15 protein-coding genes and 1 pseudogene are annotated in these 23,811 nt (G+C 67.8%); 8 read left to right on the plus strand and 8 right to left on the minus strand.

Going from position 1 to position 23,811, the window contains the following annotated elements; genetic code table 11:
- Positions 1 to 252 precede the first annotated feature (252 nt).
- On the plus strand, positions 253 to 1,464 hold the full coding sequence (locus tag ACFPJ1_RS03095; RefSeq protein ID WP_380101256.1) for a cytochrome P450: 1,212 nt from the start codon (positions 253 to 255) through the stop codon (positions 1,462 to 1,464).
- Positions 1,465 to 1,522: 58 nt separating this feature from the next.
- On the opposite strand, the gene ACFPJ1_RS03100 is transcribed toward ACFPJ1_RS03095, so the two are convergent.
- Positions 1,523 to 3,304, minus strand: a complete 1,782-nt coding sequence (locus tag ACFPJ1_RS03100; RefSeq protein ID WP_380101257.1) for a hypothetical protein — start codon at positions 3,302 to 3,304, stop codon at positions 1,523 to 1,525.
- 196 nt (positions 3,305 to 3,500) lie between these two features.
- On the opposite strand from ACFPJ1_RS03100, the gene ACFPJ1_RS03105 reads away from it, so the two are divergent.
- The 6 genes and pseudogenes from ACFPJ1_RS03105 (at position 3,501) to ACFPJ1_RS03130 (ending at position 10,459) form a co-directional block, all read left to right on the plus strand.
- Positions 3,501 to 4,430 (plus strand): phosphotransferase enzyme family protein, encoded by a 930-nt coding sequence (locus ACFPJ1_RS03105; protein WP_380101258.1) that lies wholly within the window; start codon positions 3,501 to 3,503, stop codon positions 4,428 to 4,430.
- 104 nt (positions 4,431 to 4,534) lie between these two features.
- Entirely contained in the window at positions 4,535 to 5,518 is a 984-nt protein-coding gene (locus tag ACFPJ1_RS03110; protein WP_380101259.1) for a VOC family protein, read from the plus strand.
- Positions 5,515 to 6,147, plus strand: coding sequence for an alpha/beta hydrolase (locus ACFPJ1_RS03115; protein ID WP_380101260.1), 633 nt, complete (start codon positions 5,515 to 5,517; stop codon positions 6,145 to 6,147). Before ACFPJ1_RS03110 ends, ACFPJ1_RS03115 begins: the two co-directional genes overlap by 4 nt.
- A gap of 664 nt (positions 6,148 to 6,811) precedes the next feature.
- Positions 6,812 to 7,027, plus strand: a pseudogene (locus ACFPJ1_RS03120) (sensor histidine kinase); the annotation flags it as partial.
- A 76-nt stretch (positions 7,028 to 7,103) separates the two neighbouring features.
- Entirely contained in the window at positions 7,104 to 7,436 is a 333-nt protein-coding gene (locus tag ACFPJ1_RS03125; protein WP_380101261.1) for an ATP-binding protein, read from the plus strand.
- A gap of 41 nt (positions 7,437 to 7,477) precedes the next feature.
- Complete coding sequence (locus ACFPJ1_RS03130) at positions 7,478 to 10,459, plus strand: helix-turn-helix transcriptional regulator (RefSeq protein ID WP_380101263.1); 2,982 nt, start codon at positions 7,478 to 7,480, stop codon at positions 10,457 to 10,459.
- Between the two features lie 20 nt (positions 10,460 to 10,479).
- Here ACFPJ1_RS03130 and ACFPJ1_RS03135 read toward each other — a convergent pair whose 3' ends face one another.
- From ACFPJ1_RS03135 to ACFPJ1_RS03160, 6 genes are all read right to left on the minus strand, one after another.
- Positions 10,480 to 12,447: a TOMM precursor leader peptide-binding protein gene (locus ACFPJ1_RS03135; protein ID WP_380101264.1), complete on the minus strand. Its 1,968-nt coding sequence runs from the start codon at positions 12,445 to 12,447 to the stop codon at positions 10,480 to 10,482.
- A 581-nt stretch (positions 12,448 to 13,028) separates the two neighbouring features.
- Positions 13,029 to 13,943: a DUF6807 domain-containing protein gene (locus ACFPJ1_RS03140; RefSeq protein ID WP_380101265.1), complete on the minus strand. Its 915-nt coding sequence runs from the start codon at positions 13,941 to 13,943 to the stop codon at positions 13,029 to 13,031.
- Positions 13,944 to 15,098, minus strand: a complete 1,155-nt coding sequence (locus ACFPJ1_RS03145) for a Gfo/Idh/MocA family protein (protein ID WP_380101266.1) — start codon at positions 15,096 to 15,098, stop codon at positions 13,944 to 13,946.
- A 25-nt stretch (positions 15,099 to 15,123) separates the two neighbouring features.
- On the minus strand, positions 15,124 to 16,449 hold the full coding sequence (locus tag ACFPJ1_RS03150) for an ABC transporter substrate-binding protein (protein ID WP_380101267.1): 1,326 nt from the start codon (positions 16,447 to 16,449) through the stop codon (positions 15,124 to 15,126).
- A 45-nt stretch (positions 16,450 to 16,494) separates the two neighbouring features.
- Positions 16,495 to 17,373 (minus strand): carbohydrate ABC transporter permease, encoded by an 879-nt coding sequence (locus ACFPJ1_RS03155; protein WP_380101268.1) that lies wholly within the window; start codon positions 17,371 to 17,373, stop codon positions 16,495 to 16,497.
- Positions 17,363 to 18,322, minus strand: a complete 960-nt coding sequence (locus ACFPJ1_RS03160) for a carbohydrate ABC transporter permease (RefSeq protein ID WP_380101269.1) — start codon at positions 18,320 to 18,322, stop codon at positions 17,363 to 17,365. Before ACFPJ1_RS03160 ends, ACFPJ1_RS03155 begins: the two co-directional genes overlap by 11 nt.
- 206 nt (positions 18,323 to 18,528) lie before the next feature.
- On the opposite strand from ACFPJ1_RS03160, the gene ACFPJ1_RS03165 reads away from it, so the two are divergent.
- Positions 18,529 to 20,307 (plus strand): hypothetical protein, encoded by a 1,779-nt coding sequence (locus ACFPJ1_RS03165; protein WP_380101270.1) that lies wholly within the window; start codon positions 18,529 to 18,531, stop codon positions 20,305 to 20,307.
- A gap of 2 nt (positions 20,308 to 20,309) precedes the next feature.
- Here ACFPJ1_RS03165 and ACFPJ1_RS03170 read toward each other — a convergent pair whose 3' ends face one another.
- Complete coding sequence (locus ACFPJ1_RS03170) at positions 20,310 to 23,807, minus strand: carbohydrate-binding protein (RefSeq protein ID WP_380101272.1); 3,498 nt, start codon at positions 23,805 to 23,807, stop codon at positions 20,310 to 20,312.
- Positions 23,808 to 23,811 lie beyond the last annotated feature (4 nt).

Here is a 23,811-nt window from a genome sequence, read left to right on the forward strand (position 1 = left end):
AGCGGCTACAGGCACCGAGTCTGCCAGCGACCGACCCGATAACACCCATTAGGTAGTACTGCGTTCTCTCCGCGCCTCAGCCGCCTCGGTGAGCGTGAAGGTTGACGTCGGGAGCGACCACTTCCTGTCACTCGGTACAGCCGTGCCCCATTAGCAGCGCGAGGTGGGTGTCTTGTCACACGAGTCTCGCCGCCTGAGGTGCGACTCGCAGAAGGCGGGCGAAGGGTTACCTGAGGCGCTTAGGGTCGGGGGATGGCGGAACCGGTGTTGGAGATCCCGTTTCACGATGCTTTCCAGTTCGATCCTTCGCCGATGTTCGCGGAGTTGCGGGAGAGCCGGCCCGTGGCGCGGGTGCGGACGTTGGCGGGGGCCGGGGTCTGGCTGGTCACCCGGTACGACGATGTCCGGCTGGTGCTGGCGGATCCGCGGTTCTCGCGGGCGGCGGTGGTCAAGCAGGGGGCGCCGCGGGTGGCACTCGCCAAGCCGATGCCGAACAGCCTGACCACGACCGACCCGCCCGAGCACACCCGGCTGCGCAAGCTGGTGTCGTCGACCTTCGCGCATCGGCGGATCGAGCGGACCCGGCCGTGGGTCGCGGACCTGTCGGCGCAGCTGGCGGAGGATGTCGCGGCCGCCGGTGATGGCGCGGACATCCGTGAGCTGGTTGCGTTGCCCTTGCCGATCCAGGTGATCTGCCAACTTCTGGGCGTTCCGTACGAGAACCGCGCGCAGTTCCGCGAGTGGACCGAGCTCGGGTACAGCATGCGGATGGCGGAGAAGGATCTCGTCGAGCAGGCGATGACGGACCTGACGGAGTACATCGACAAGCTGGTCACCCGGAAGCTCGCCAACACCGCGGCGCCGGCCGAGGACCTGCTCGACGAACTCGTCCGGGCCCGCGAGGAGAGCGACCGGCTCAGCCATGACGAGCTGATCTCGTTCGGGGTCAACCTGCTGGTCGCGGGCCACGAGACCTCCGCGAACCAGATCTCGAGCTGTGTGGCCACCCTGCTGCGCTGGCCGGAGAACTGGGCCAAGCTCGTCGCCGACCACTCGCTGGTGGACTCGGCGATCGAGGAACTGCTGCGGTTCAACCGGTTCAGCGAGGTCGGCCAGTTGCGGGTCGCCCTCGAGGACGTGGAACTGCACGGAGTACAGATCAAAGCCGGTGAAGGCGTGATGGCCGCGCTGAACTCGGCCAACCGGGACCCGCGCGCCTATCACGAGCCGGACGAGCTCCGGCTGGATCGCAAGGACAACAAGCACCTGTCCTTCGGCTTCGGCCCGCACTTCTGCCTCGGCGCCCAACTGGCCCGCATCGAGTTGCAGGAGTCCCTGCTCGCCCTCATCCGCCGCTTCCCGGACATGAGCCTGGCCAAGCCCGCCGAAGACCTCCGATGGCGCCGCGTCCTGGTCAGCGGCCTGGCCGAACTACCAGTGAACCTGGGACAACCCACCCGCTGACACGAAGGCGACGGGGAAGTTGCCTAGCTCAAGCAACTTCCCCCGTCGGATGTCGAACTCAGTTCTGCGAGTTGGAGACCAGCGTGAGGTTGCTGGTCCCGTGCTCCGCGTCGTACTGCGTGATGAAGTCCGCGGCGTCCTCGACGGTCGAGGCGATCGCTGAGGCGAGGGTCTCGGCGTTGCGCGGGCGGTCCGACGGCCAGTCGGACAGCAGGGCCCAGGCGCGCATCCGCTTCTTGTCCAGGTCGCTGCGGGACGACGCGGCCTTCGGCGCCGGCCGGGGCGTCGAGCTGGTCGAGGTGGTCCGGGAGGTCACCTCGCGGGCGACGACGGCGGGCTCTTTGACCTGAGCCGGCACCGGCTCGGGCTCAGGGGCCGCGACGACCTTCGGCTCTTCGGCCACCGGCGCGACGGACTGGGGAACAGCGTTGCGCACGACGGTCTTCGGCTGCTTCTTGACCGGAGCAGGCTTGGCTACCGCCGGCCTCGCGGCAGGCTTCACGACCGGCTGCGACGCCGCCTCGACGACGTGCCGCTCCTCGACTGCCACCGGCTCCCTAACCACAGGCTGCTGCTCGACGACAGACTGCGAAACGACAGGCTGCGAAACGGCAGCCTGAGGGACGGCAGGCCGGGGAACGGCAGGCGGTGCGGACGGCTGCGGCTGGGCGAAGGGCGACTCGGGACGCGGCTTGGCCACGACCGGCTGCTGGGCCGCGGCAGCGGCGGCGGCTTCCTCCACCACCTCGGCGTCGTGCGCCTCGTCCGTGGTCCGGTCGTAGGGGAGGTAGTCGACGGCCATCAGCTCGCCGGTCATCGCCTCGCCCCACTGCTCGTCGTCCCGAATCGGCACACCGCCGGTCGGACGGATCCGCTGGGCCGGCAACTGCTGCACCGGGATCTGCTGCACCGGCGGCGGGGTGGTGCCCTCGACCACCCAGACCGCGGCACGGAGATCGGTCCGCTCCTCCTGCACCGGCTGCGGCTCGGGCGCCGGCGGGGGCGGGGAGATCGCCAGCGTCAGCTTGTTCGTGACGACCTCGTAGTTGATCCGCTCCTCGAGCATCCCGGCCAGCCGGTCCGCGTCGTACGTCGTCTCGGCGATCTTCGCGAGCCGCTCGTCCTGGTGCTCGGAGCGGATGTACTCGGCCACGGTCCCGGCGATCGCGTCACGGCGCGCGTTGTTGCGCATCTGCACCCGGGCCACCCGGAGGCTCTCGTACAGGCCGTAACCGTGCTCCAGCGCCAGGCCCCGGGCCAGCCAGGTGACCTTGGGCTCCCGCGCCCACTGCACCACGCCGTACACAGGACCGGTGGTGGCCATCTGACCGGCGCGGCGCAGCGCGTCACGGCGGCGGGCGGAGCTGTGGATCAGCCAGAGCACGTAGGCGAACGCGGACAGACCACCGAAGCCGAAGGCGAGGAACCGCTCCTCCGGCCGCCAGTGGCCTACCACGTTGAAAACGAGCGCGACGACAGCCGCGAACAACGACATGGCCCGGTACGCGTAGGCCTGCTCACCCTTGCGCCGGCGCAGGTCGGCGAGGGCGGCGGTGGCGACACCACCGAGCTCGATGACAGCGACCGCCGGGGTGACGAGGGCGATCTTGAGGAACGGCGAGAAGCCTTCCTCCGGCCAAGGGATATGGGTGACGCCGGCCCAGACCTGACCGACGAGGGCGGCGGTTGCCGCGGTGGCATAGAAGGCGTAGGCGACTTTGTCAGCACCTGTGAGGGGTACGTTGGCGAGCTCGCCAGTACTGGTGCTGGATGTGTTCTCCTGCAAGACGTGGTCTCCTGACCGGTTTGGGCTCTCCGGCAGTTCGTCGGTGATGGTCATGCGATGCCTCCCCAGGTGGCTGGATGAGGCTACCGGTTCCGGGGCCTTCAGGGGGAGGTGATCCGGGCAACGATTCCGTTCCTGCCCGCGAAAGGCAACTTTTACACCTGCCGTCCACCCTGTGGATACCCGTCGCGGGCCATTTCCCGAGGTTATTTCCAGGCATTCCGGCCGGCTCGCGCGTAGGGTCGGCCCGGTGATTCCGACGCTCCGGTCGCTGCCCGAACCACTGGCCCTGCGCAACCATCTCGCCGGTGTCTACGACCTCCCTTTCACCACCTGCACCCTACTCCGCTCGTTGGTGAACGACGTTTACGAACTGGCCGCGCCGGACGGCCGGTACGTCCTCAAGCTGTACCGTGCGGGCGGCTGGGAACCGGCCGAAATCCTTTGGGAGACAGGGCTTTCGGCACATCTGGCCGCCGGCCTGCCGGTGCCCCGGGTCCACCTGCTGGCCGACGGCAACGAGGTCGGCGTGCTCGATTCGGCCGAGGGACAGCGCCCGTTCGTGCTCTCCGAGTTCGTCACCGGCACCAAGCCGCGGCCACCTTTCACGGACGACCTGTACTCCGGGTTCGGCCGGCTGGTGGCTCGCTTCCACGCGGCCGCCGACACCTTTTCGTCGCCGAATCCGCGCCGCCCGTCCGACCTCCACCGGCGGCTGGATGAACCTTTGGCGCAGATTCGCCCCTTCCTTGCCGCCGCGGAGGAGAACCTGCTCCTGGACCTGGCGGACGCAGTACGGAACAACCTCGCGCAGTACTCCGAACAGCTGAGCTGGGGGGTTTGCCACGGCGACGTCAGCCTCGACAACGTGCTGATCACCGACGACGGACTCGCTCTGCACGACTTCGATCTGTCCGCCGAGGGATACCGCGCGGCCGATTTCACCGGCGTCGCCGCGACCCCGCACTGGCCGGCCTTCCTCCGCGGCTACCGCGAGCACCATCCGATCACCGAGGCCGACCTGGCCGCCATTCCGCTTCTTTCCGTCGTCGGACGCATCTTCAACCTCCGGTTCCACCTGATCGACAAACCCCTGATCCGCGGTACCGAGTCCCGGGGCGAGGGCTGGGCCGACGAGGAGCTGACAGCCCTCCGCCGGGCCGCCGACGAGCTTCTCTGACCGCAGCCGGTGAGATCTGTTCACCTTCCGCCACGGGACTACTTTCCGGAGCCGCGAAGGGGCAAGCTGGATCCTGGGGGCAGCGAGCGAAAGGGGACGAGCGGATGGCTGCAGCGGTCGCACCACACGGGCTTCACCACGTCACTGCCATTGCGGAGGACCCGCAACGGAATGTCGACTTCTACACCACGGTGCTGGGGCTGCGCCTGGTCAAGCGGACCGTCAACTTCGACGCCCCCGACACTTATCACCTGTACTACGGTGACGAGTCGGGCAAGCCGTCCACGCTGCTGACGTTCTTCCCGTGGCCGGGAGTCGACCAGGGCAGGCAGGGCACCGGCCTGACCACGGCCACCGGGTTCAGCATCCCGCCGGAGGCGCTCGGCTGGTGGCAGACGCGCCTCAAGGATCTCGGCGTCGACGCGGACGCCCCGGTCGCGCGCTCCGACGAGGAGGTCCTGCGGCTGCGTGATCCCGACGGCCTGGTGATCGAGTTGGTCGCCTCCGACGGCGACTCCCGCTCCGGGTGGGACGGCGCTGCCGCCGTACCGGCCGACAACGCGATCCGGGGCTTGTTCTCGGTGACCATGACGGAGCAGGACCTCGACCCCACGGCCGAGATGCTCAACGGCCTGCTGGGGATGGAGTTCGGCCACAACACCATCGACCGGACCCGGTTCACGATGTCCGGCCAGGAGGGCGGCACGGACGACGGTACGGCGGTGGATGTCCTTCCCAGCAAGGCGTCCCGAGGCCTGCAGGCGGCGGGCACCGTCCACCACATCGCCTTCAGGGCCCCCGACCGGGAGACCCAGGCGAGGTGGCGGCTCGAGCTGATCGATGCCGGCATCCAGGTCACCGAGATCCTCGACCGGCAGTACTTCACCTCGATCTACTTCCGTGAACCCGGCGGCGTCCTGCTGGAGATCGCAACCGACCAGCCCGGGTTCACCGTGGACGAACCGCTGCTGGAGCTCGGTCAGCACCTCAAGCTTCCGCCGTGGCTGGAGCCGAACCGGGAGCAGATCCAGAACTCGCTGCCGACCCTCCGCGTGCCACCTCCGACACCGGAAGAAGTCGACCGATGAGCGACGACGCGCTCCAACGGCCCCATGTCTGGGAGCCCGGGTCGGGCAGTCCCCCGCTCTTGCTGCTCCACGGCACCGGCGGCGACGAACACGACCTGCTCGTACTGCGGGAGCACCTCGCGCCCGACGCCCCGGTGCTGTCGCCTCGCGGCACCGTGTCGGAGCACGGAATGGCCCGGTTCTTCCGCCGGGTCCGTGAGGGTGTGTTCGACGAGGACGACCTGCGGCACCAGACGGATGAGCTCGCCGCCTTCCTCACCGCCGCCGAGCAGAAGTACGGCGTGGCGGCGGGTTCCTGGATGGCGGTCGGCTTCTCGAACGGAGCCAACATGGCCTCGGCCTTGCTCCTGCGCCATCCCGAGGCACTCGCCGGCGCAGTACTCCTCGCAGCGATGGTGCCCTTCCAGGACGACGAACCGCAGGACCACGCTCTGGCCGGCAAGCCCGTGCTGATCGTCAACGGCAACCGCGACCCGATGGCGACACCCGAGCAGACCAGCCGCCTCACCGAGCAGCTCCGCCGCCGCGACGCACAGGTCGAACTCCTGTCCTTCGACGGCGGCCACACCATCCACGGAGACCAACTCCCCGCCATCAAGGAGTTCATCGAAACCCACACACCCAACTGAACACTCGAGCGTGGTCAGGACACCGGGGCGCAGGGCGCCAATCCGGCGAGTGGGGTGGATGTTCATCGTGCTGCCTCCTGGGTCAGGACGTCTGGTCGACGTTCTGAACCCTGCTGGCGCAATCGCCGAACTGCTCACGATGGCGCTGCGCTGCGAAGGCTGCTCGGCCGCGTAGTCCGCCGTCTTCAGCTACTCCGGTGGCTGCCGACCTCCATGACCGCGCGGGTCGCGGCGGCCGTCGTACTGCTGGTAGCCGTGGTCAGTGTTCTGATCAGCGGGTTGACCACAGCCGCGATCAGCTCGTACCTGACCAGGCAGCTATCTCAGCGATTCAGGGGCCGCTGGCAACGTCATCACCGCGGACGGCGAGCTCGCCCAACTGTCGTCGCCGGCGCTCAGCACACTCCAGAACGTTCCGGTCGCTCGCAACGACACGGTCGAGCTGCCCGGCCTCGGGCAGTACCGCGTCCAAGCGTCCGAGCTGGGCACCACCAAGGTCATCACCGGTCTGCCCACCAAGGAGCTCGACGACACCCTCGCCAGTCTGCTTGGCTGGGAGGCGTCCCTGGCCAGGCTCGGCGTGATCACGGCCGGCGGCATCGCGGTGTTCGTCGTACGGCGTCAACTGCGCCCGCTGCGGGACGTCGCCCAGACAGCCCGTGCGGTGGCCGGCATCCCGCTGCCCACCGGGGAAATCGGTGTGACCGCAAGGGTTCCGGAGCACCTGACCGACGAGCGGACCGAGGTCGGCCAGGTCGCGGTCGCGCTGAACACCCTGCTGGGGCACATGGAAAAGGCGCTGGATGCCAGACATCGCAGCGAGCTCCAGGTACGCCAGTTCGTCGCCGACGCCTCCCACGAACTGCGCACCCCGCTGACCACGATCCACGGGTACGCCGAGCTGAGTCTGCGCAGACCCGACCGCGAACAAACACCACACCCCGCGCGGCACGACCGTGACCGTCACCCTCCGCGCGGACGACCCCCACTCGGCGGTGCTCACGATCCACGACGACGGCCCCGGCATCCCGAAGACGCTCGAGCCAACCGTTTTCAAACGCTTCATCCGCGGCGATACCTCCCGCACCCGAGACTCCGGCGGCTCCGGCCTGGGGCTCTCCCTAGCCCAATCCATCACGACGGCCCACGGCGGCGCCCTCACCGTCACCTCCGAGCCTGGCAACACTTCCTTCACCCTCGCCCTCCCTCGAACCAGGCCGCCCGCGTCCTCCGCTGACCGACATTTTCTGCCGGAGCTGGACCCTGTGCCGGGACTGAGTTCCCCTTAATAGCCAGGACTTCCGGGCGAAAGAGGCGCAGACTAAGCCCTGTGGGAGGGGCAACTATCGCCCGCACGCCCGGTCTAGCCGGTCGAATCGAGGAACTGGGGGCCCTGCGAACGGCAGCCCAGCGCGCCGGCACAGGACGACCGTGTGCAGTCCTGGTACACGGCGAAGCAGGCGTGGGCAAAACCCGCCTGGCCGCCACTCTCTGCGACGAACTGAAAGCCGACGGAGTCACGACTCTCTGGGGCCGCTGCGTCCGCTTCGGTTCGGTGGACTCCCCGTATGTCCCACTGATCAGCGCGTTGGAGGGTTGGGTTGAATCAGCCGACCCCGACGACCGCGAGCAAGTGCTGGCTGCGGTTCCCGCTGCCGGTGACCTGCTCCCCTCCCTGGGCGCCCACGTCTCCGGCAGTCCCGTTCGGCTGTTGGCGGTCGCCGACTCCCTGGTGATGGCGATCGCCGCGCGACGACCGACGGCCCTGGTTGTCGATGATGTGCAGTGGGCTGACCTGGCCTCACGCGACGCACTCGCCTACCTGGTGGCCGGATTCCGGACCCAACGACTGGTGATCCTCGCCACTTTCCGGGATGAGGAGCTCGGGCCTGGACACCCGATGCACGGCTGGCTGGCCGATCTGAGGCGCCTGCCGGCTGTGACTGATCTTCGACTGAACAGGCTTACCCGGGACGAGACGGAGCAGCAGCTGACCATGCTTCTTGGCGGATCTCCGCAGCTCGGGCTGGTCGACGATGTCGTTCAGCGATCCGACGGCAACCCCTACCTCAGCGAGCTGCTGGTGCACGGTCTCACCGTCGCTGACGAGCGGCTCCCTGCCAACCTGCCGGACGAGCTGTCCGGTGCGTTGCTCGCCGCATGGCACCGCCTCCCCCCAGTGCCGCGAGAAGTGATGCGCATCCTCGCTGTGGCAGGGCGACCGACCTCTATCGAAGCGCTGACTGAGGTCAGTGCGGGACGCGGCATCGGACCGGAGGCCCTGACCACCTCGCTGGCCGAGGCCACGAACACGGGCATCAGTGTGTCGCACGGGACCGAACTCTGCTGGTTCCGCCATCCGCTGCTCGCCGAGGTGCTCTACGCGACGTTCGTTCCGGGCGAGGCAGCACCCGTTCACGCCGCGTGGGCCAAGGCGCTCGAGTCCCGCTCCGCGGAGGGTCTCGACGAGCTACGCCGGCTCGGAGATCTGGCTCTCCACTACGCGGGGGCGCACGCCCTGCCGTCCTGTCTCGACGCGTCTTTGCGTGCGGCGGACCTCGCGAAGAACCTCAGATCGCCCCGCGAGGAGGCGATGCATCTGCTCCGGGCGTCGAAGTACTGGCGGCTGGTCCACGACGGTGACAGCTCCGTCGCCGCGGAGATCGACCTTCTCGAGCGCGTCGCGCGAGCCAACGACCTGTTCGGGGACTCAGAGGCGGGCTTCCAGGCATGGACCCGCCTGTGCGAGCTCGTCGACGAGCACGCCGACCCGCTGCGGGCGAGCAGGTTGGTGCGTCGATGGGCCGACTCTGCGTGGGTGACTGGGAGGGGAGCCACACTGCCCGTTGTCGAGGGCAAGCATGCGGTCGAGCTGAGCCGGCCTTATCCGGACAGCGAGGAGTACGCCGAGGCGCTGGCCGTTCTCAGTTGGCGCGAAGCGTGGAACAACCAACTCGAACCGGCGCGGGCGGACGCCGAGGAAGCGGTACGGGCTGCCGAACACGCCCGGTCCACCGAGGCTCTCAGCCTTGCGTACTCATCCCGGGCCAACGCCTTCCAGCGGGACGCGCGATCAGGCCAGGACACGGACAAGGCCGTCCGTTGGGCCGGGCTGACAGATGATCCTGTGCTGATCTGGCGAACTCTGGTGACCAGGATGAACTATCTGATCCAGCGCGGCCGGGTCGCAGAGTGCGCTGCGCTGGGGGCCGAGTTCCTTCCGTTTGCCCTGCACCGCGGTCTGATTCCGATAGCGGCCTCCGCAGCGGGCGTCCTGGCCCACGATCTGCTGACGCTCGGCCGTCTGCCGGAGTGCGAGCAGGCAATCCGCGAAGGCCTCTCACTCCCCGCGGCGCCTGCCGCCAGCGCGATGGTTCGGTTCGGTGCGACCGCCTTGTCGGTCCGACGGGGCGACCTGCAAGCAGCGCACCTGCACATGCGGCGAGCCAAGGAGCTGGTGCCGGGCGCAGAGGAGATCGTGGGAATCTTCGCGTCCGCCACGCTGGCCGAGTACCTGGTCGCCTCGGGACAGGCGGGACAGGCGCTCGACCTCTTGTCCCGAACGCTGGTCGTCCAGCTCGCCGATCCTCGCGATGCCGACGAGATGCTGATGTGGGGCGCGCGGGCAGCCGCAGACCTCGCCGAGTCCGCGCGGGACAAGCGCGACGATGAGCAGGTCAGGAGGGTTCTGGCGACCTTCGAGGATTTCGTCGCCCTGCGCGAAAGCGCGCCGCCGGCGCCCTTCGAGGTCCTGGTGAAGGATGACCTGGTCCAGCCGGCGATGAAGGCCATGTTCGTTGCGGAGAGCGCACGCTGCAAGGCAGAAACCCCGACTTCGTCGCTCTGGCAGGAAGTCGTCGACCGATGCGATGCTGCCGGCCTGGAAGGCGAGAAGGCCTCTGCTTCGTGGCGCTTGGCCCAAGCTCTGCTCAACGAGGGAGCAAGTCGCGCCACTGTCGCCGCACCGCTGAGATCGGCGCACAGCTACGCCGCCGAAATGGGCGCGATCCCCTTGCAGCAGCAGGTGGAGACTCTGGCCGGTCTCTGCAGGATCCCGCTCCGGGAACCGGTAGCGCTGGCAGAGACGGGCAGTTCCGGGCCTTGGGTTTCACTGACGAAGCGGGAGCGGGAGGTGCTGTCCCACCTCGTGGCCGGCCGCACCTACCCCGAGATCGCCGCAGCCCTGTTCATCAGCGAGAAGACCGTCAGCACGCACGTGTCGAACTTGCTCCACAAGACCGGTACCTCGTCACGCCAGGAGGTGTCCGCGCTGGCCCTGAGACTCGGCCAGACAGCGGCTGACCAGCCTTGAGTCGGTCGCCGGCCGCCTGTTCAGGCCAGGGGGTGCGGATCGAGGTTCAGTTCGTCCAGCAGAGCCGGCCGCTGGCGCAGGCCGATGCGGCTGGGCATCTCCAGCAGTCGCGTGCCGCCGAGCCGAGCGCCCTTCGCTCCGAACCAGATCGGCACGAACCCCGGAACCAGACCACGGACCACGCTGACCCCGAGCCCGGCGACATCCGGCGGTGTGACGTCGACTGCCAGGACGTCCGGTGCCACCTCGGCCAAGGACCGCGTCAAGACCTCCAACCCGTTGCCTGCAGCATCTGGTTGCGGTGGGAGGCCCGGCCATGGTTCGAGGGGAGCCTCGCGGAGGAAGCGCATGCCGGCGGCGGCCACCGCCGGCGCGGCGTACCTCAGATCGTGGTCTCCGAGCGACAGGACCTCGGCCGGTGCGGCAGACAGCTCCTCCAGGCGGGCCCGCACCTCAGAAGATGCAAGGCGGGTCCGGAGTGCCGACCGGACCTGACCGACCTCGAGTACGGCGGACCGCGCGGCGGCGAGCGGGTCGAGTGCGGCTCCGAGTCCGATCGTCGCGGCAGGCCGCCGATCGGACCATGCGATCGCGAGGACCACGGTCGCCACAGTATCGGTTGGCAGGAGGTGGACCATGAGCTCGACACCTCGCTGGGCATACGCCGCCGCCAACCCGCGGATCCGTTCATCCGGCACCTGAGCTGCCGCCACCCGCCGGCCGGGCAGCCGGTGCGACCAGGCGATCATGAACGCGTCCCTCTCGACCACCTCCAGCAACGCCCTCTCGGTCGCAGAGCTCCAATCCGAACCGGCCGCGAAACCGTTCGAGGTGGGTTGGAACAGCACAGCTCCGGGTGGCGGGTGGTAGTCCAGATGCGTTGCCAGCAAGGGAATCCAGACCGCCTTGCCAGTCACCAGCGACTGGGCGGGCACCCAGTCCAACTGCGACTGTGGCTGCCAGCGCTGGAACGGCACAGCGTCGTACTGCCGATCGGCGAACAGCACCAGGTCCTGTGGGTGCAGTCCCGCGCCGTTCAACGCGTCATACGTCGAACTGATCCTTTGCGCGGGTCGCCACGTCATCGCGGCGTAGCGTTCCAAGGCCTCACCGAGTGCCCCGTCGCGGGCCTCCTGCTCGGTCCACGCCTTGCCTTCGCAGACGACGAAGCAGCCTTCGTCCGTGCTGAAGCGAGCGTTCGCCAGCTCGGCCCGCACGACGTACGGCGCCTTCGGCTCCTGGACGTGCGGGGGAATCGGGTCAAGTGCGCGGATCATCCCGCAGACGGGGTCGACGGTGGAACGGGCGATGCTGTCGAAGTCTCTGGCGGCGACCTCGGTCTCACCACGCTCCGGCCTTGCCTCGACTGGCTTGCGCCCGCGGCTGGAGCAGGCCGGGCAGTCAGGGCGTGCAAGCAGTGAGTGCAGTGCCTGCTTCTCTCTCAGCCCGTCCACTGTGAGCACGGCACCACTCAGCCGCGGCTGCAAGCTCCCCGTCCTCAGCGCGAGGAGCTCGGCCACCAAGGCATCGACGATTATCGGCACCAGCGTCGGCGAGACCGGTTCCTCTACCTCCGGAGACCGCCTGGCGACGAGCTCTTCCTCCAGTTCCATCGCGTCGGCGAAGTCCTCCGCACAGGCAAGTGCGCGCATTCGCCAGCACAGGTAGCAAGCTCCCTCCGCCGGAAGTACCAGCGGACCGATCGTGGCGGCCGCCCCGCTCAGCTCGACGTGCAGCGTCGGCACAGCGGCCTGGAGCCCGATCGCATTGAGCCAGTGGTGCAGGACCGGCAGGGTGCCGTCGCCCAGCGCGACGACGGCACCCGCATCCCGCACCAACTCCGACAGATCTTCACGACGTCGCGGGTACGTCGCTCGGACCATCTCGTCGACAGGTAAGCCTGCACCACCAAGGGCCGCGAAAACCGCATCAGTCAGGGCGCCGTGCCCGAGGAGCACGAACGCGCTCCCCGGCCGCAGCAGAATCATCCCTGGTCGAGCTCCGCAAATCGCGCCACGGTTGCGCCGGTTGCTCCGGTTGGATCAGGCGAGCAGCCGATCCCGACTGTCAGCGTGAAGTACACAGGAGGCGCCCAGCATTGGCGTCCCCACGCGACGGACAACGGCTTTGGAGGACATGGGTCAGCAGGCGGATCCGTCCCTCTGTCCGGCATGTCGTCACCAGTCAGCGTGGTGCGCTCCTTCAGTTCCTCGTACTTGCTCCGCAGCTCCTCGTACTTCGTCGACAGCTCTTCAAACTCTTGTTCGGTTGGCACGGTTCCCCCTTCAAACGCTTGACAGCAAGGTGATTCAGCTGCCGCTGACATTGCGGCAGGCCCCGCCCCGAGACGGCCACGCTGGCCGGTACTTCTCGAGTATCGACCTGGCCGAGGTAGCCGAACAAGGCTTCGGGCGGGGGTCAGCAGACGGTCGGGACCGTCATCCAGAGCGCTCGAGGCGGCTGTAGCTCGCCGCCCACACTCAACAGTCAGCCGTCGCTACCGATCGCTGCATCGGGGGAACCCCTCAGATCCGGCGTACGACCCCTTAGTTCCTGGAAGTTCGAGGGGTCAGCCGGCGGTTAGGGACTTGGTGGCTTGGGCGGCTAGGTGGGCTGCTCGGTCGTTGTCGGAGGCTTCGTCGGCTACCAGCGTGGCGTAGCGGAAGGTGAGGGTCGACCCGGGTTCGAAGGGGAGTTCTTCGCTGAAGAAGGGGGCTGGGCAGACGGCGGCGAAGTCTTCGGAGCGGACGAACCATTCCGGTGGGTGGTTCGGGTTCTCGCCGGCGTCGACGATGATCAGAGTGGAGGCTCGGTCGGTGCTGTCGTGTTTGCCGGAGAAGCCCATCCAGGCGGCTCGCTGGCCGCGGAGCTCGTCGCCGCCGAGGCCCTGCGGGGCGAGGACGGTGCCGCCGGTGAAGGAGCGGGGGCCGCGCCAGAAGAGTCCGCCGTAGCCGGCGTTCGGGCGGCCCGCGGTGGTCGGGCTGCCGATCTGGATCGTGGCGTCCGAGACATTGGTCATCCCGGTCTCGTAGACCAGCACCCAGCCATCGTCGGCAAGCCGCACCTCCAGCGTGCGGAGCTCGTCCACCACGTGCTCGCCCGCCTGGGTGTGCCAGGACAGGTGGTGCGAGAACCGGACCAGGTCCTCGGACACGTCGAGCGCTTCCACCCGGTCGTGGTCCATCGAGCCGTTGTTGTCGAGCTGCTGGTAGCCGTGCTCGACCGAGAACGTCGGTCCGCCCCAGAAGTTCTCGTGGCCGAAGTGCGGCAGTGACCAGGTCATGCCCTTGTGCCAGACGTGGTCGTGCGGCCGGAACACGGAGACGAGATCACCGCCGAGGGTGCGGATCGGGTGCAGGTAGGGCCGCGGGGACTCCAGCTGCGGATCGGTCGGGCGGTATACGTAGGTGAACAGCTCGCTGTCACCTGCGGTCACCTGGATGGACTTGCCGACGGCGTGATTGCAGCCGAGGGTTTGCGTCATCTATCCGAACTCCATCTCTGTGTGTGGTTGTGCCCAGGGGGCGCCGAGTTCACTGAACAAGCCGCGTTCTTCGGTTGCCCGGGTCACCCATTTCTCGACCTCGAGCACGACCGGCCGGCGCTCCGGACCTTCGCCCTGCCAGCGAACCAGCTCGGCCGGGATCTCCGCGGGCGGATCCGCGATCCGGACCGCCTCCACGACCCGGGTGAACCCACCCGTCGCGGCCAGCGGCGACAGCAACGGCGTCGCGGGGTCTGCCCGATGGTCGAGCAGGTTCTCCAGCAGATCGTCCCGCCCGTACTGCGTGACGGTGGTGCGGCCGCCGATCGTGATCTCCAGCCGGTCCGACGGATACCGCAGTACTGCGCGGCCGGCGGAGCCGTGCACGATCACCATCGGCTCGGCGCCGGGGACTTCCGCGCACAGGGTCAGCGCGGTCAGCACCGTCGTACCGCGAGTCGTGCGGATCCGCACCGACGAGGTGTCGTCGGCCTCGATCGGGTTGGCACGGAACAACTCCGTCTCGACGGAGACGACCTGGTCCGCACGAGCCGAGCCGTCGATCATCAACGCGGCCGCGGTCGAGTGCGCGAAGGGATTGGTGACCACGCCGTCAACGACAGCCACGCCATCGAGTGACCGCCGACCGGCCCAACGCGCCCGCTGCCAGTACTCCGCGGTCCGCACCCACGCTCCGACTGCGCCGATCCCCCGGAGCTCGCCGAGCTGCCCGTCGGCAACCATCGAGGCCAGCGTCCGGGCAGCGTGCGAACCAGCCACCTGGAAGCCGACCTGACAGCTCCGGCCAGTCTCGGCGATCACCGCGGACAGTTGCTCGAACTCCGCCAACGACGCTGTCGGCGGTTTCTCGAGCAGCACGTCTGCCCCAGCCCGCAAGGCCAGTTCGGCCAGCGGGACGTGAGTCTGGATCGGCGTGCTGATGACGGCGACGTCGATCTCCCGCGCCGCCAGCAACGCACGCAACTCCGGGAAGTTCTCCACTCCTTCGGGCAGTAACCCGTCAGCGGGTGGCCGGGGATCGGCGACCGCGACGAAGCGGACGCGCCCGGCTGCTGCCAGCCGGGCGACGTGCCGCACGTGGGACGCCCCGTGGCCGTGGACACCCGCCACGGCCACTCGCGGCGTACCGGTCACTGCCAATCAGTTGCCTGCAGCAACACTATTTGGTCAGCTCCCCGTTGATCTCGTCGATGAACTGCTGGGCCGCCTGGTCGGGCTTCAGCCGGCCGAACATCACCTCGGTGGTGTAGCGCTGGATGATCTTCTCCACCTGACCACCACCGACAGGCGGCGGCGGTGACGGCTCGCCGAGCTCCTTGGCGATGGTCTGGATGAAGGCCTGTGAGGCGGCGTCGGCCGGCTGCAGCTTGGATGCGACGGCCGCGCGGATCTCGGTGTTCGGCGGCACGCCCCGCTCGGCCAGCAGCAGGTCCCCGGCGGAGGTGTTGTTGGCCAGGAAGCTGACGAACTCGGCCGACTCCTTCGGGTGCTTCGACCGCGCGGAGATCGACCAGAACATCGAGCCCTTGTAGTACGCGCCGTTCTCGGTCGCCTTGCCGGAGACACTCGGCAGCCGGAGCAGCTTCAGCTGCTGGCCGGACGCCTTGCTGAGGGCGTTCAACTGGTTGCTCCAGGCATACGACATGGCGAGCTTGCCGGTCGCCATGCCGGACTGGTCGAGCGGCGCGTTCATGTCCTGCGAGGTGAACTCGGCCGACGGCGTCGCCTTGACCTCCTGCATCTTCAGCAGGTTGGTATAGAAGTCGGTGACGCCCTGTTTGGTGACGCCGAGCTTGCCGTCGCTGGTGAACAGCGACTCGCCGTGCTGCCGGGCCCACATGTTCAGGCTGGCGTCGTTGGTTCCGTACGCCGCGGTGCCCCAGCCCTTGCCGTTCAGCTTCGCGCTGATCTGCTGGGCGATCTGGGTGTACTGGTCCCAGGTCCAGGTGGTGTCATCCGGCAGCGGCACCCCGGCGGCCTTGAAGACGGCCGGGTTCGCCACGATCGTGAAGGCGTTGATGCCGGCGTTCAGCCCGTACAGCCCGCCGTCGAACTCGCCGGCCCCGAGGGTGTCCTGCTCGAACTTGGACGTGTCGAGGCCGTCGGCCTTCTTCAGGTCCAGCAGCGCGCCACGGTCGGCGTACTCGCGCAGGTACTTCTCGTCCATCTGGATGATGTCGGGCGCGTCGTTGGCGGCGACGGTGGTGGCGAGCTTGTCCCAGTAGCCGGACCACTCGCCGAACTCACCCTTGACCTTGATGTTCGGGTGGTCCTTCTCGAAGGCGTCGATCACCTGCTGGGTGATCTTGTGGCGGGTGTCGGAGCCCCACCAGTTGAAGCGGAGGGTGACCTCCCCGTCGGCGGACGCGCCGCCGGAGTCACCACCGCAGGCACTGGCGGCCAGCAGGGCGCCCGCCATCGCGATGGCGGCGAGGGCACGTAACCGCCGGCGCGGCGGTGCGGTAGGACGAGGTAGCAACCTCATGGTGGTGAACCTTTCTGGTGGGCAGGGCCAAATCGGATGGTCGGGTTACTTGATGCCTGTGGTGGCGATGCCCTTGATCAGGTACCGCTGGCCGAACAAGAACGCGAGGAAGACCGGCACGAGCGAGACCACCGACATCGCGAACAGCGATCCCCAGGAGGTGCTCGCGGTGGCGTCCACGAAGGAGCGCAGAGCGACCGGAACGGTGTACATCTTCGGGTCGGTCAGGTAGATCAGCTGGCTGAAGAAGTCGTTCCAGGTCCAGATGAACGTGAAGATCGCGGTGGTCGCGAGCGCGGGCACCATCAGCGGCAGGATCACCCGCAGGAAGATCCCGGCCCGGCCGCAGCCGTCGATCCGGGCCGCCTCGTCCAGCTCGCGCGGGATGCCGCGGATGAACTGCACCATCAAGAAGACGAAGAAGGCGTCGGTGGCGAGCAGCTTCGGCACGATCAGCGGCAGGAACGTGTTGATCCAGCCGGCCTGCGAGAACAGGATGTACTGCGGCACGATCACCACGTGGATCGGCAGCATGATCGTGACCAGCATGATCGCGAACCAGAACTTCTTGCCGGTGAACTCCAGCCGGGCGAAGGCGTACGCCGCCATCGAGCAGGACACCAGGTTGCCGACGATCGCGCCGAAGACCACCGCGGCCGAGTTCAGCAGGTACCGGGTGAACGGCTCGGTCAGCGCGTTCCAGCCGACCCGGTAGTTGCTGATCTCCAGGTCGCGGACCAGGATGCCCGGCTCGCGGAAGATCTCGTTGCCCGGCCGCAGCGAGCTGACCACCATCCAGATGACGGGGTACAGCATCACCAGGGCGGCGGCCGCGAGGGCGACGTGGGTCAGGGCGGGCCGGATCCGGGCCCAGCTGATCGTCGCGGTCCGGCGGTTCGCCACGCGGATCGTCTCAGTCGTCATAGAACACCCAGTACTTCGAGGCGATGAAGTTCGCCGCGGTGAAGGCTGCGATGATCACGAGCAGGAACCACGCCATCGCGGACGCGTAGCCCATGTCGAAATTGCCGAAGCCACGGTCGTAGAGATAGAGCGTGAAGAACATCGTCGAGTCGGACGGTCCGCCGGTGCCGCCGGAGACGACGAACGCCTGGGTGAACGACTGGAACGCGTGAATGATCTGCAGCACCAGGTTGAAGAAGATGATCGGGGTGAGCAGCGGCAGGGTGATGCTCGCGAACCGGCGCATCGGCCCGGCGCCGTCCACCGACGCCGCCTCGTAGTACATCGAGGGGATCTGACGCAGGCCGGCCAGGAAGATCACCATCGGGGCGCCGAAGGTCCAGACGTTCAGCACCACCAGGGTTCCCAGCGCCGTGCTCGGGTCGGAGATCCAGCCCCGGCCGTCGAAGCCGAACGGTGCGAGCACCTGGTTCAGCAGGCCCTCGGTGCCGAACACCTGCTTCCACAGGATCGCGATCGCGACGCTCGAGCCGAGCAGCGACGGGAGGTAGAAGACCGAACGGTAGAAGGCCATGCCGCGCACACCACGGTCCAGCACCACCGCCAGCAGCAGAGCCACCGCGAGTTGCAGCGGCACCGACACGAACACATACGTGAAGGTGACCTGCAGCGAGTTGTGCAGCCGCTCGTCGGACAGCATCCGGCTGAAGTTCTCCAGGCCGATCCACTCCGGCGCCTGGATCAGGTTGTAGTCCGTGAACGCCAGGTAGAGCGACGCGGCCATCGGCCCGACGGTGATCAGGAACAGCCCGAGCAGCCACGGCGTCAGGAACAGGTACGCCGCAAGGTTGTCCTTCTTGTAGGCCTTCCCCGCCCCACCGCCCCGGACTGGCTTCTGCCCGGGCGGCTTCTTCCGTCCGAGCGTGCCCAGCTCACTCAGCGCGCTCATACTTTCTTACCTCCAGAAAGCCTTGACAAAATCGGAAAGCGTTTACCCAGGTCGGCAAAACTAGTTCAGCGAACCGGTTCAGACAAGGTCTCGCAGACACATCCGGTGACCGATTCCGGACACCTGCGAAGTCTTGACAGGACAAAGTGACGCAGCGACAGTACTGGACATTTGGCAATCGCTTTCCCGTCCCTGCGGAGGCTCCTATGCAGCGTCGAACGTTCCTCGCCGGTTCCCTGACCGGCCTGTCCGCGGGGGTGCTGATACCCGGCCACGCGAGCGCCACGACCGGTACTCCGACGCCCGGCAACCCTTCGGTGGCGGCTGTCGACGAGGAGTTCCTGGCATTCCTGACCAAGGCCAACGAGGCGCAGATCCCGCTCGTCCTGAGCAGCTACCAGAACGCCGGCGACAGCGTCCGGACCATTGCCCGGAAAGGCCGCCGGCTGATTTCGGGATATGTCTGGGGCCGTTCCCGCTATCACCACGACAACGCTCTGCTCGGCCCGCTCCGGACCTTGTGCGACCGGCTGGCGGCGCTGCAGCACGAGGACGGCCTCTACGACGTCGGCAACCTGCACTCGCCGCCCGACAGCGCCTTCGCCATCCAGGACCTCTGCATGATGTGGGCGTTGCTCGACGCCGACGGCCAGGCCGCCACCGAGCCGCACCGCGCGATCCTGGAGCAGATCCTCCGCAAGGCAGGTCCCGCGCTGGCCACAGGTGGCGTCCACACGCCCAACCACCGCTGGGAGGTGTCGGCCGCGCTGGCGCGCACCCACCACCTGTTCCCGGACCGCCGGTACGCCGCGCGCATCGACGACTGGCTCGACGAGGGCATCGACGCCACTCCCGACGGGATCTACAGCGAGCGGAGCGCCACCTACGCCTCCGAGGTCACCAACCCCTGCCTGCTGACGATCGCGTGGCTGCGCGACCGGCCCGAACTGGTCGGCTTCGTCCGCCGCAACCTCGAAGCCACCCGGTACCTGCTGGAGCCGAACGGCGAGGTGGACACCACCGCCTCTCGCCGGCAGGACCAGACCCGGATCCGCGACGTCTGGTGGTACCTGACCCAGTTCCGCGAGCTGGCACTGCATGACAGCGACGGCCGGTTCGCGACCGTTGCCAAGGACATCGAACGGCGGGGCACCGGCGAGGTCGGCGACTTCCTCGCGGAGGTGCTCGAACGGCCCGAGCTGGCCGCTCAGCTGCCGACGGCGAAGCCCGTCCCGGCGGACTTCGTCCAGACCTACGAGGCCCATCAGCTCGCCCGGATCCGTCGCGGGGACCGGACCGCGACGCTCTTCGGCGGCACGGACTTCCACGACATCCCGGTGATCGCCTCGGGCCTGTCCACCAACCCGACCTTCTTCAAGCTCCGCCAGGGTGCCGCGATCCTGGACTCCGTGCGGTTGTCCCCGCAGTTCTTCAGCACGGGCCACTTCCGCAGCGACGGCCTGCGGCGTACGGGGTCGCGGAGCTTCCGGTTGTCGGACGAGGTGAAGGTGCCGTACCACCTGCCGCTGCCGAAGCGGTACCGGCGCAAGGACGGTGCCTACGCCCTCACCCTCGACGGCAGGTTCTACGCCTCGATGGACTTCCCGCACCGGCCGAAGCAGTACCGCACGCTGCGCACCAGTGTCACGGTGACGGAGGTGGGCAACGGCTTCGACCTGACCTTCGAACTGGAGCAGTCCGAGGTGCCGTTCGCGATCGAGCTGTGCTTCCGGCCCGGTGGCTCGCTGAGCGGCGTCGTGCCGTTGGAGGGCACCGGCAACTATCAGCTTGCCGAGGGCACCGGTGCCTACACGGTCGGCTCCGACCGGATCGAGTTCGGCCCGGGCAACGGCACTACGCGGGTCACGATGGACCCGGGCGAGCGCTACACCCAGCTCAACGGCAGCCTGGTTCCCGATGGTCTCCGGGTCTACCTGACCGGCAGGGCACCGACGCGGTACACGCTTCAACTGCGGACCTCCTGATCTCAGCCGACCGTCACCGCGACCGTCGCGGTGGCGGTCGGGTCGATCTGGCTGGTCACACGCACCACGGCGCTGCCGCGCGTCGCCGCCTGCGCGACGCCGTTCTGGTCGATCGTCAGAACTCCCCGGGTGCTCTCCTGCTCGACGGTCCACAGCAGGTACCGGTTCTGCGCGTAGTACGGCTCGAACTGCAGGTACCCGACCGTGTACGCCGCTTGCTCGCCGACCCGGAGATTCCCCTTGCCCGCAAGGGTCAACCGCGGCACCGGGCTGAGCAGGATCTGGTCGGTCGCCAGCCCGTACGACGCCGACGCCTGGTTGCGGCCGGTCACCCGATACCGCAGTACGACGTATCCCGCCGGCAGGTCGACCTCGCCGTGGGTCACCTCGCGGTACTGGTAGGAACCGTCGGCGGGCGCCAGGTACTCGTCGAAGACCTCGCCGAGCTGGGTGCCGTTGACAAGTAGCTGCGCCTGGCCCCTTTCAGCGTGAGCCTTGACCACTGAGCTGATCCGATAACGTCCGGCTGCCGGAATGGTGACGGAGTACTCGACCCAGTCGCCGACCGTGGTTGCCTTGAGCGCGTGCCACTGGCCCTTCGAGGCGGCCGGGTCAGCCGTTGTGACCACCGTGGCACTGGTCGCGGTGAATGAGGTCTCCGCCTCGAAGGTGAGCCGAGCCGGAGCGGCGGTCGGCGTGAGTTTCACGTAGTCGACGCCAACCGCATAGCTCGTTCCGGTGCGACCTGTCGAGGTGAAGCGGAACGAGTGGTTCCCTTTGGTGAGCTGCAGGTTGCCCTGCCGGCGTTCGCGGAACTCGATCCCCTTGTACATGCCGCGCGGCTGGAAGTGGTCCGCCTCCAGGCCGAGCGCGATGCCGTCGACCGACAACTGGCTCCGGCCGCGGGACTCGTTCTCCTTGTAGCGCACGTCCACCTGGTAGAGGCCGTCCGCGGGGACGTCGACCGTGTACTGGACCGATTGCCCGACGGCGGTGAGGTTGGCCAGGATCCACGCACCGTTGCTGGCGTTCGGCTCGCCGATCTCGGTCGCGGTGGCATCGGCTGTCCGCGGCAGGAACTCGGCTTCGCGGTAGATCGGCTCGGCGAACACCTTGCTGACAGGTGCGGGCGGCAGCAGCTCGGACGCCTTGATCGTTGCCGTCGCCTTTCCGGAGGCGTTGAGCTGGATCGACTTGGCCAGCCCTCGATTGGTGCGTGGATCAACGACGACCACGACGGCCTGCGCTCCAGCAGTCCCCGTCAACTTCAGCTCGATCCGCTGAGCCGATCCGTGTTGCTGGAACGAGGTGATGTTCTCGTCGGGATAGAGGACGTGGAGGTTCCTGCCCTGGGTCTCGCGGATCCAGAACGCCTTGCCCCGCGAGGTGTTGGTCCGCAGGTCGATGGGGAACTCCTTCAACTCGTCGGTGCTGAAGGTGCCCCGATAGGCGTAGGTGTGGGAGCCGTCGTCATCCAGGCTGATGTCGGCGACCGCATAGCGCCGGCCGGGCCGCAACCAGCGCAGATCGGCGACCACGGTCGACGCGTAGCCACCCTTGCCGGTGGCGATCACCAGTGCTTCCCCGCGATCGTCGTCGGTCCAGAGCCACACGAACGGCCCGGTGCTCGAGTTCCACGTCGTACCGTCCCAGCCGCTGCCGAGGTACACCGGCCGGAAGGGCTGTTCGGTCAGCCGGGCGATGCGCGGGTGCTTGCGCCAGCGGTTGAACGCGGCCATCAGGTCGACCGCCGCATCCGGCCAGGTGCCGGGCTTGCCGGGGTCCTGGCCGAACTTCACGTTCCGCACGGCCAGGTAGGAGTAGTAGTCCTCCATCCGGCCGGTCAACTGCCCGCCGTTCATGTACGCCGAGCTCATCGGCAGGTGCCCGAAGCCGGTGACCGCAGTCCGCAGCGAGAGGTCTTCACCGGTGATACCGCCGTTGGCCGTGTTCCAGCCGTTGTAGGCGACGTGCAGCAGGCTGGTGTTCCGGTCGCCCTGGGTCGGCCAGATGTCCAGTTCGCTCGTCATCTTCGGCAGGTAGTGCGGGTACTTCTCGACCAGGTCGTTCAGCAGCCGGCGGCTCAGCACCGCCTTGCGGTAAACGTTGTCACTGGGGTGTGAGTAGGTCGTGACGGACTCGTTCTGCCACCACTCGGTCAGGTCGACCATCTGATGACTCATCCGGTACTGCGTGATCAGCGTCTCGATCTGCGCCCGCTTCTCCTGCAGTTGCACGGGATCCGCGAGGTCTCGGCCTTCGACGTGACCACCACCGCTGAGGCTGTACCAGAGGCCGAGCCGCATCCCGGTGTCCGTCACCGTCCGGGAGAACTCGTCCAGGCTGCGGATCGACTTGGCCATCACCGCGCTCGGCTCGATGCTGTCGCGCGTGGTGTTCCAGAGGTCGTCGAGCATCACCATGTCGAACCGGGCCCGCTTGGCCTTCGGGATGATCACGTCGTAGTAGTAGTTGTCCGGCAGCGTGCTGCCCGGGCCGCCGCGGTAGTCCCAGTCGTTCGTGTTGAACAGCGTGCTGACGTTGTTGTAGCGGAACCGCCGGCGGAAGTGCTCCTCCTCGGCCATCTTCGCGTCGATCACGTCACCCGTGAACACGCTCAGGTTCACCGAGAGGTACTCGAACTCCTCACCGGGGAACAGCACCAACTGCAGCGACTGCGGGTTGGTGGTCACCCGGACGTGGTCGATCTCGTGCCACGCGTTGAGCGCCGCGAAAGGCGGCAGCATGTACTCCGCTGGGTAGTTCCCCTTGCCACGCTGGGTCTTCCAGTTGACCTCGGGGCTGAGGCTCCACCCGTGCCCTTCGGCGTACACGGTGATGACCTTCTTGGGCAGTTCGGCCTTGCCCTCGGGGACGGGTGAGAGTGAGCCGGTGGTGCTCTTCCAGCGCATGTTCGGCGGGTAGTGCAGCCGGTGCGGGCGATCCGGCAGACCGAGCGCCAGCACGGTGGAGTTGGTGATCGTCGTCTTGTCGGCCGAGTCGTTGCGGATCAGAGTGTGGAAACGCCAGCCCGAGCGGCCGTCGTACAGGTCGAACACGGCGGTGACGGTGATCGGCTGCGGGGCCGTTCTGCGCAAGGGGATGCGGAGCTCGCGGCCGACCTTCACCCGCCCCTGGACCGTGTGCATCCATAGGTCGCTGACGCGCGGGGTGAGGATCTCCCAGCCGTCCTCGGCCGTGATCTCGGTCGTGCCGTCGAACTCGTAGGAGAACAGCGGCTGCCGGGATGCCTGGTAGTCCTGACTCGCTTCCTTGTTGTAGATGCTGGTGATCCACATACCGCCTGAGGACGCGTCGAGCTTGATGCGGAGGACGTCGTTCTCCAGCACCCAGATGTTGCCTCGCCGCGTGATCGAAGCGCCGCCGGGTCTGCCAACAGCTTCGGCTTGCAGGACTCCGCCGGAGATGCCGAACACGGCCGCGCCGGCGAACGCGGTACCGCTGACGGTGAGGAACGTGCGGCGGCTGAGCTGATCCATCCGG

The sequence above is a fragment of the Kribbella qitaiheensis genome (assembly GCF_042657745.1).
Taxonomy (GTDB): domain Bacteria; phylum Actinomycetota; class Actinomycetes; order Propionibacteriales; family Kribbellaceae; genus Kribbella; species Kribbella qitaiheensis.

Bases quoted from the DNA above. Each gene is read 5' to 3' on its own strand.
- ACFPJ1_RS03095 (WP_380101256.1), top strand. From the start codon at position 253: ATGGCGGAACCGGTGTTGGAGATCCCGTTTCACGATGCTTTCCAGTTC.
- ACFPJ1_RS03115 (WP_380101260.1), top strand. From the start codon at position 5,515: ATGAGCGACGACGCGCTCCAACGGCCCCATGTCTGGGAGCCCGGGTCG.
- ACFPJ1_RS03135 (WP_380101264.1), bottom strand. From the start codon at position 12,447: ATGATTCTGCTGCGGCCGGGGAGCGCGTTCGTGCTCCTCGGGCACGGC.
- ACFPJ1_RS03155 (WP_380101268.1), bottom strand. From the start codon at position 17,373: ATGACGACTGAGACGATCCGCGTGGCGAACCGCCGGACCGCGACGATC.
- ACFPJ1_RS03170 (WP_380101272.1), bottom strand. From the start codon at position 23,807: ATGGATCAGCTCAGCCGCCGCACGTTCCTCACCGTCAGCGGTACCGCG.
- ACFPJ1_RS03100 (WP_380101257.1), bottom strand. From the start codon at position 3,304: ATGACCATCACCGACGAACTGCCGGAGAGCCCAAACCGGTCAGGAGAC.
- ACFPJ1_RS03140 (WP_380101265.1), bottom strand. From the start codon at position 13,943: ATGACGCAAACCCTCGGCTGCAATCACGCCGTCGGCAAGTCCATCCAG.
- ACFPJ1_RS03150 (WP_380101267.1), bottom strand. From the start codon at position 16,449: ATGAGGTTGCTACCTCGTCCTACCGCACCGCCGCGCCGGCGGTTACGT.
- ACFPJ1_RS03110 (WP_380101259.1), top strand. From the start codon at position 4,535: ATGGCTGCAGCGGTCGCACCACACGGGCTTCACCACGTCACTGCCATT.
- ACFPJ1_RS03165 (WP_380101270.1), top strand. From the start codon at position 18,529: ATGCAGCGTCGAACGTTCCTCGCCGGTTCCCTGACCGGCCTGTCCGCG.
- ACFPJ1_RS03160 (WP_380101269.1), bottom strand. From the start codon at position 18,322: ATGAGCGCGCTGAGTGAGCTGGGCACGCTCGGACGGAAGAAGCCGCCC.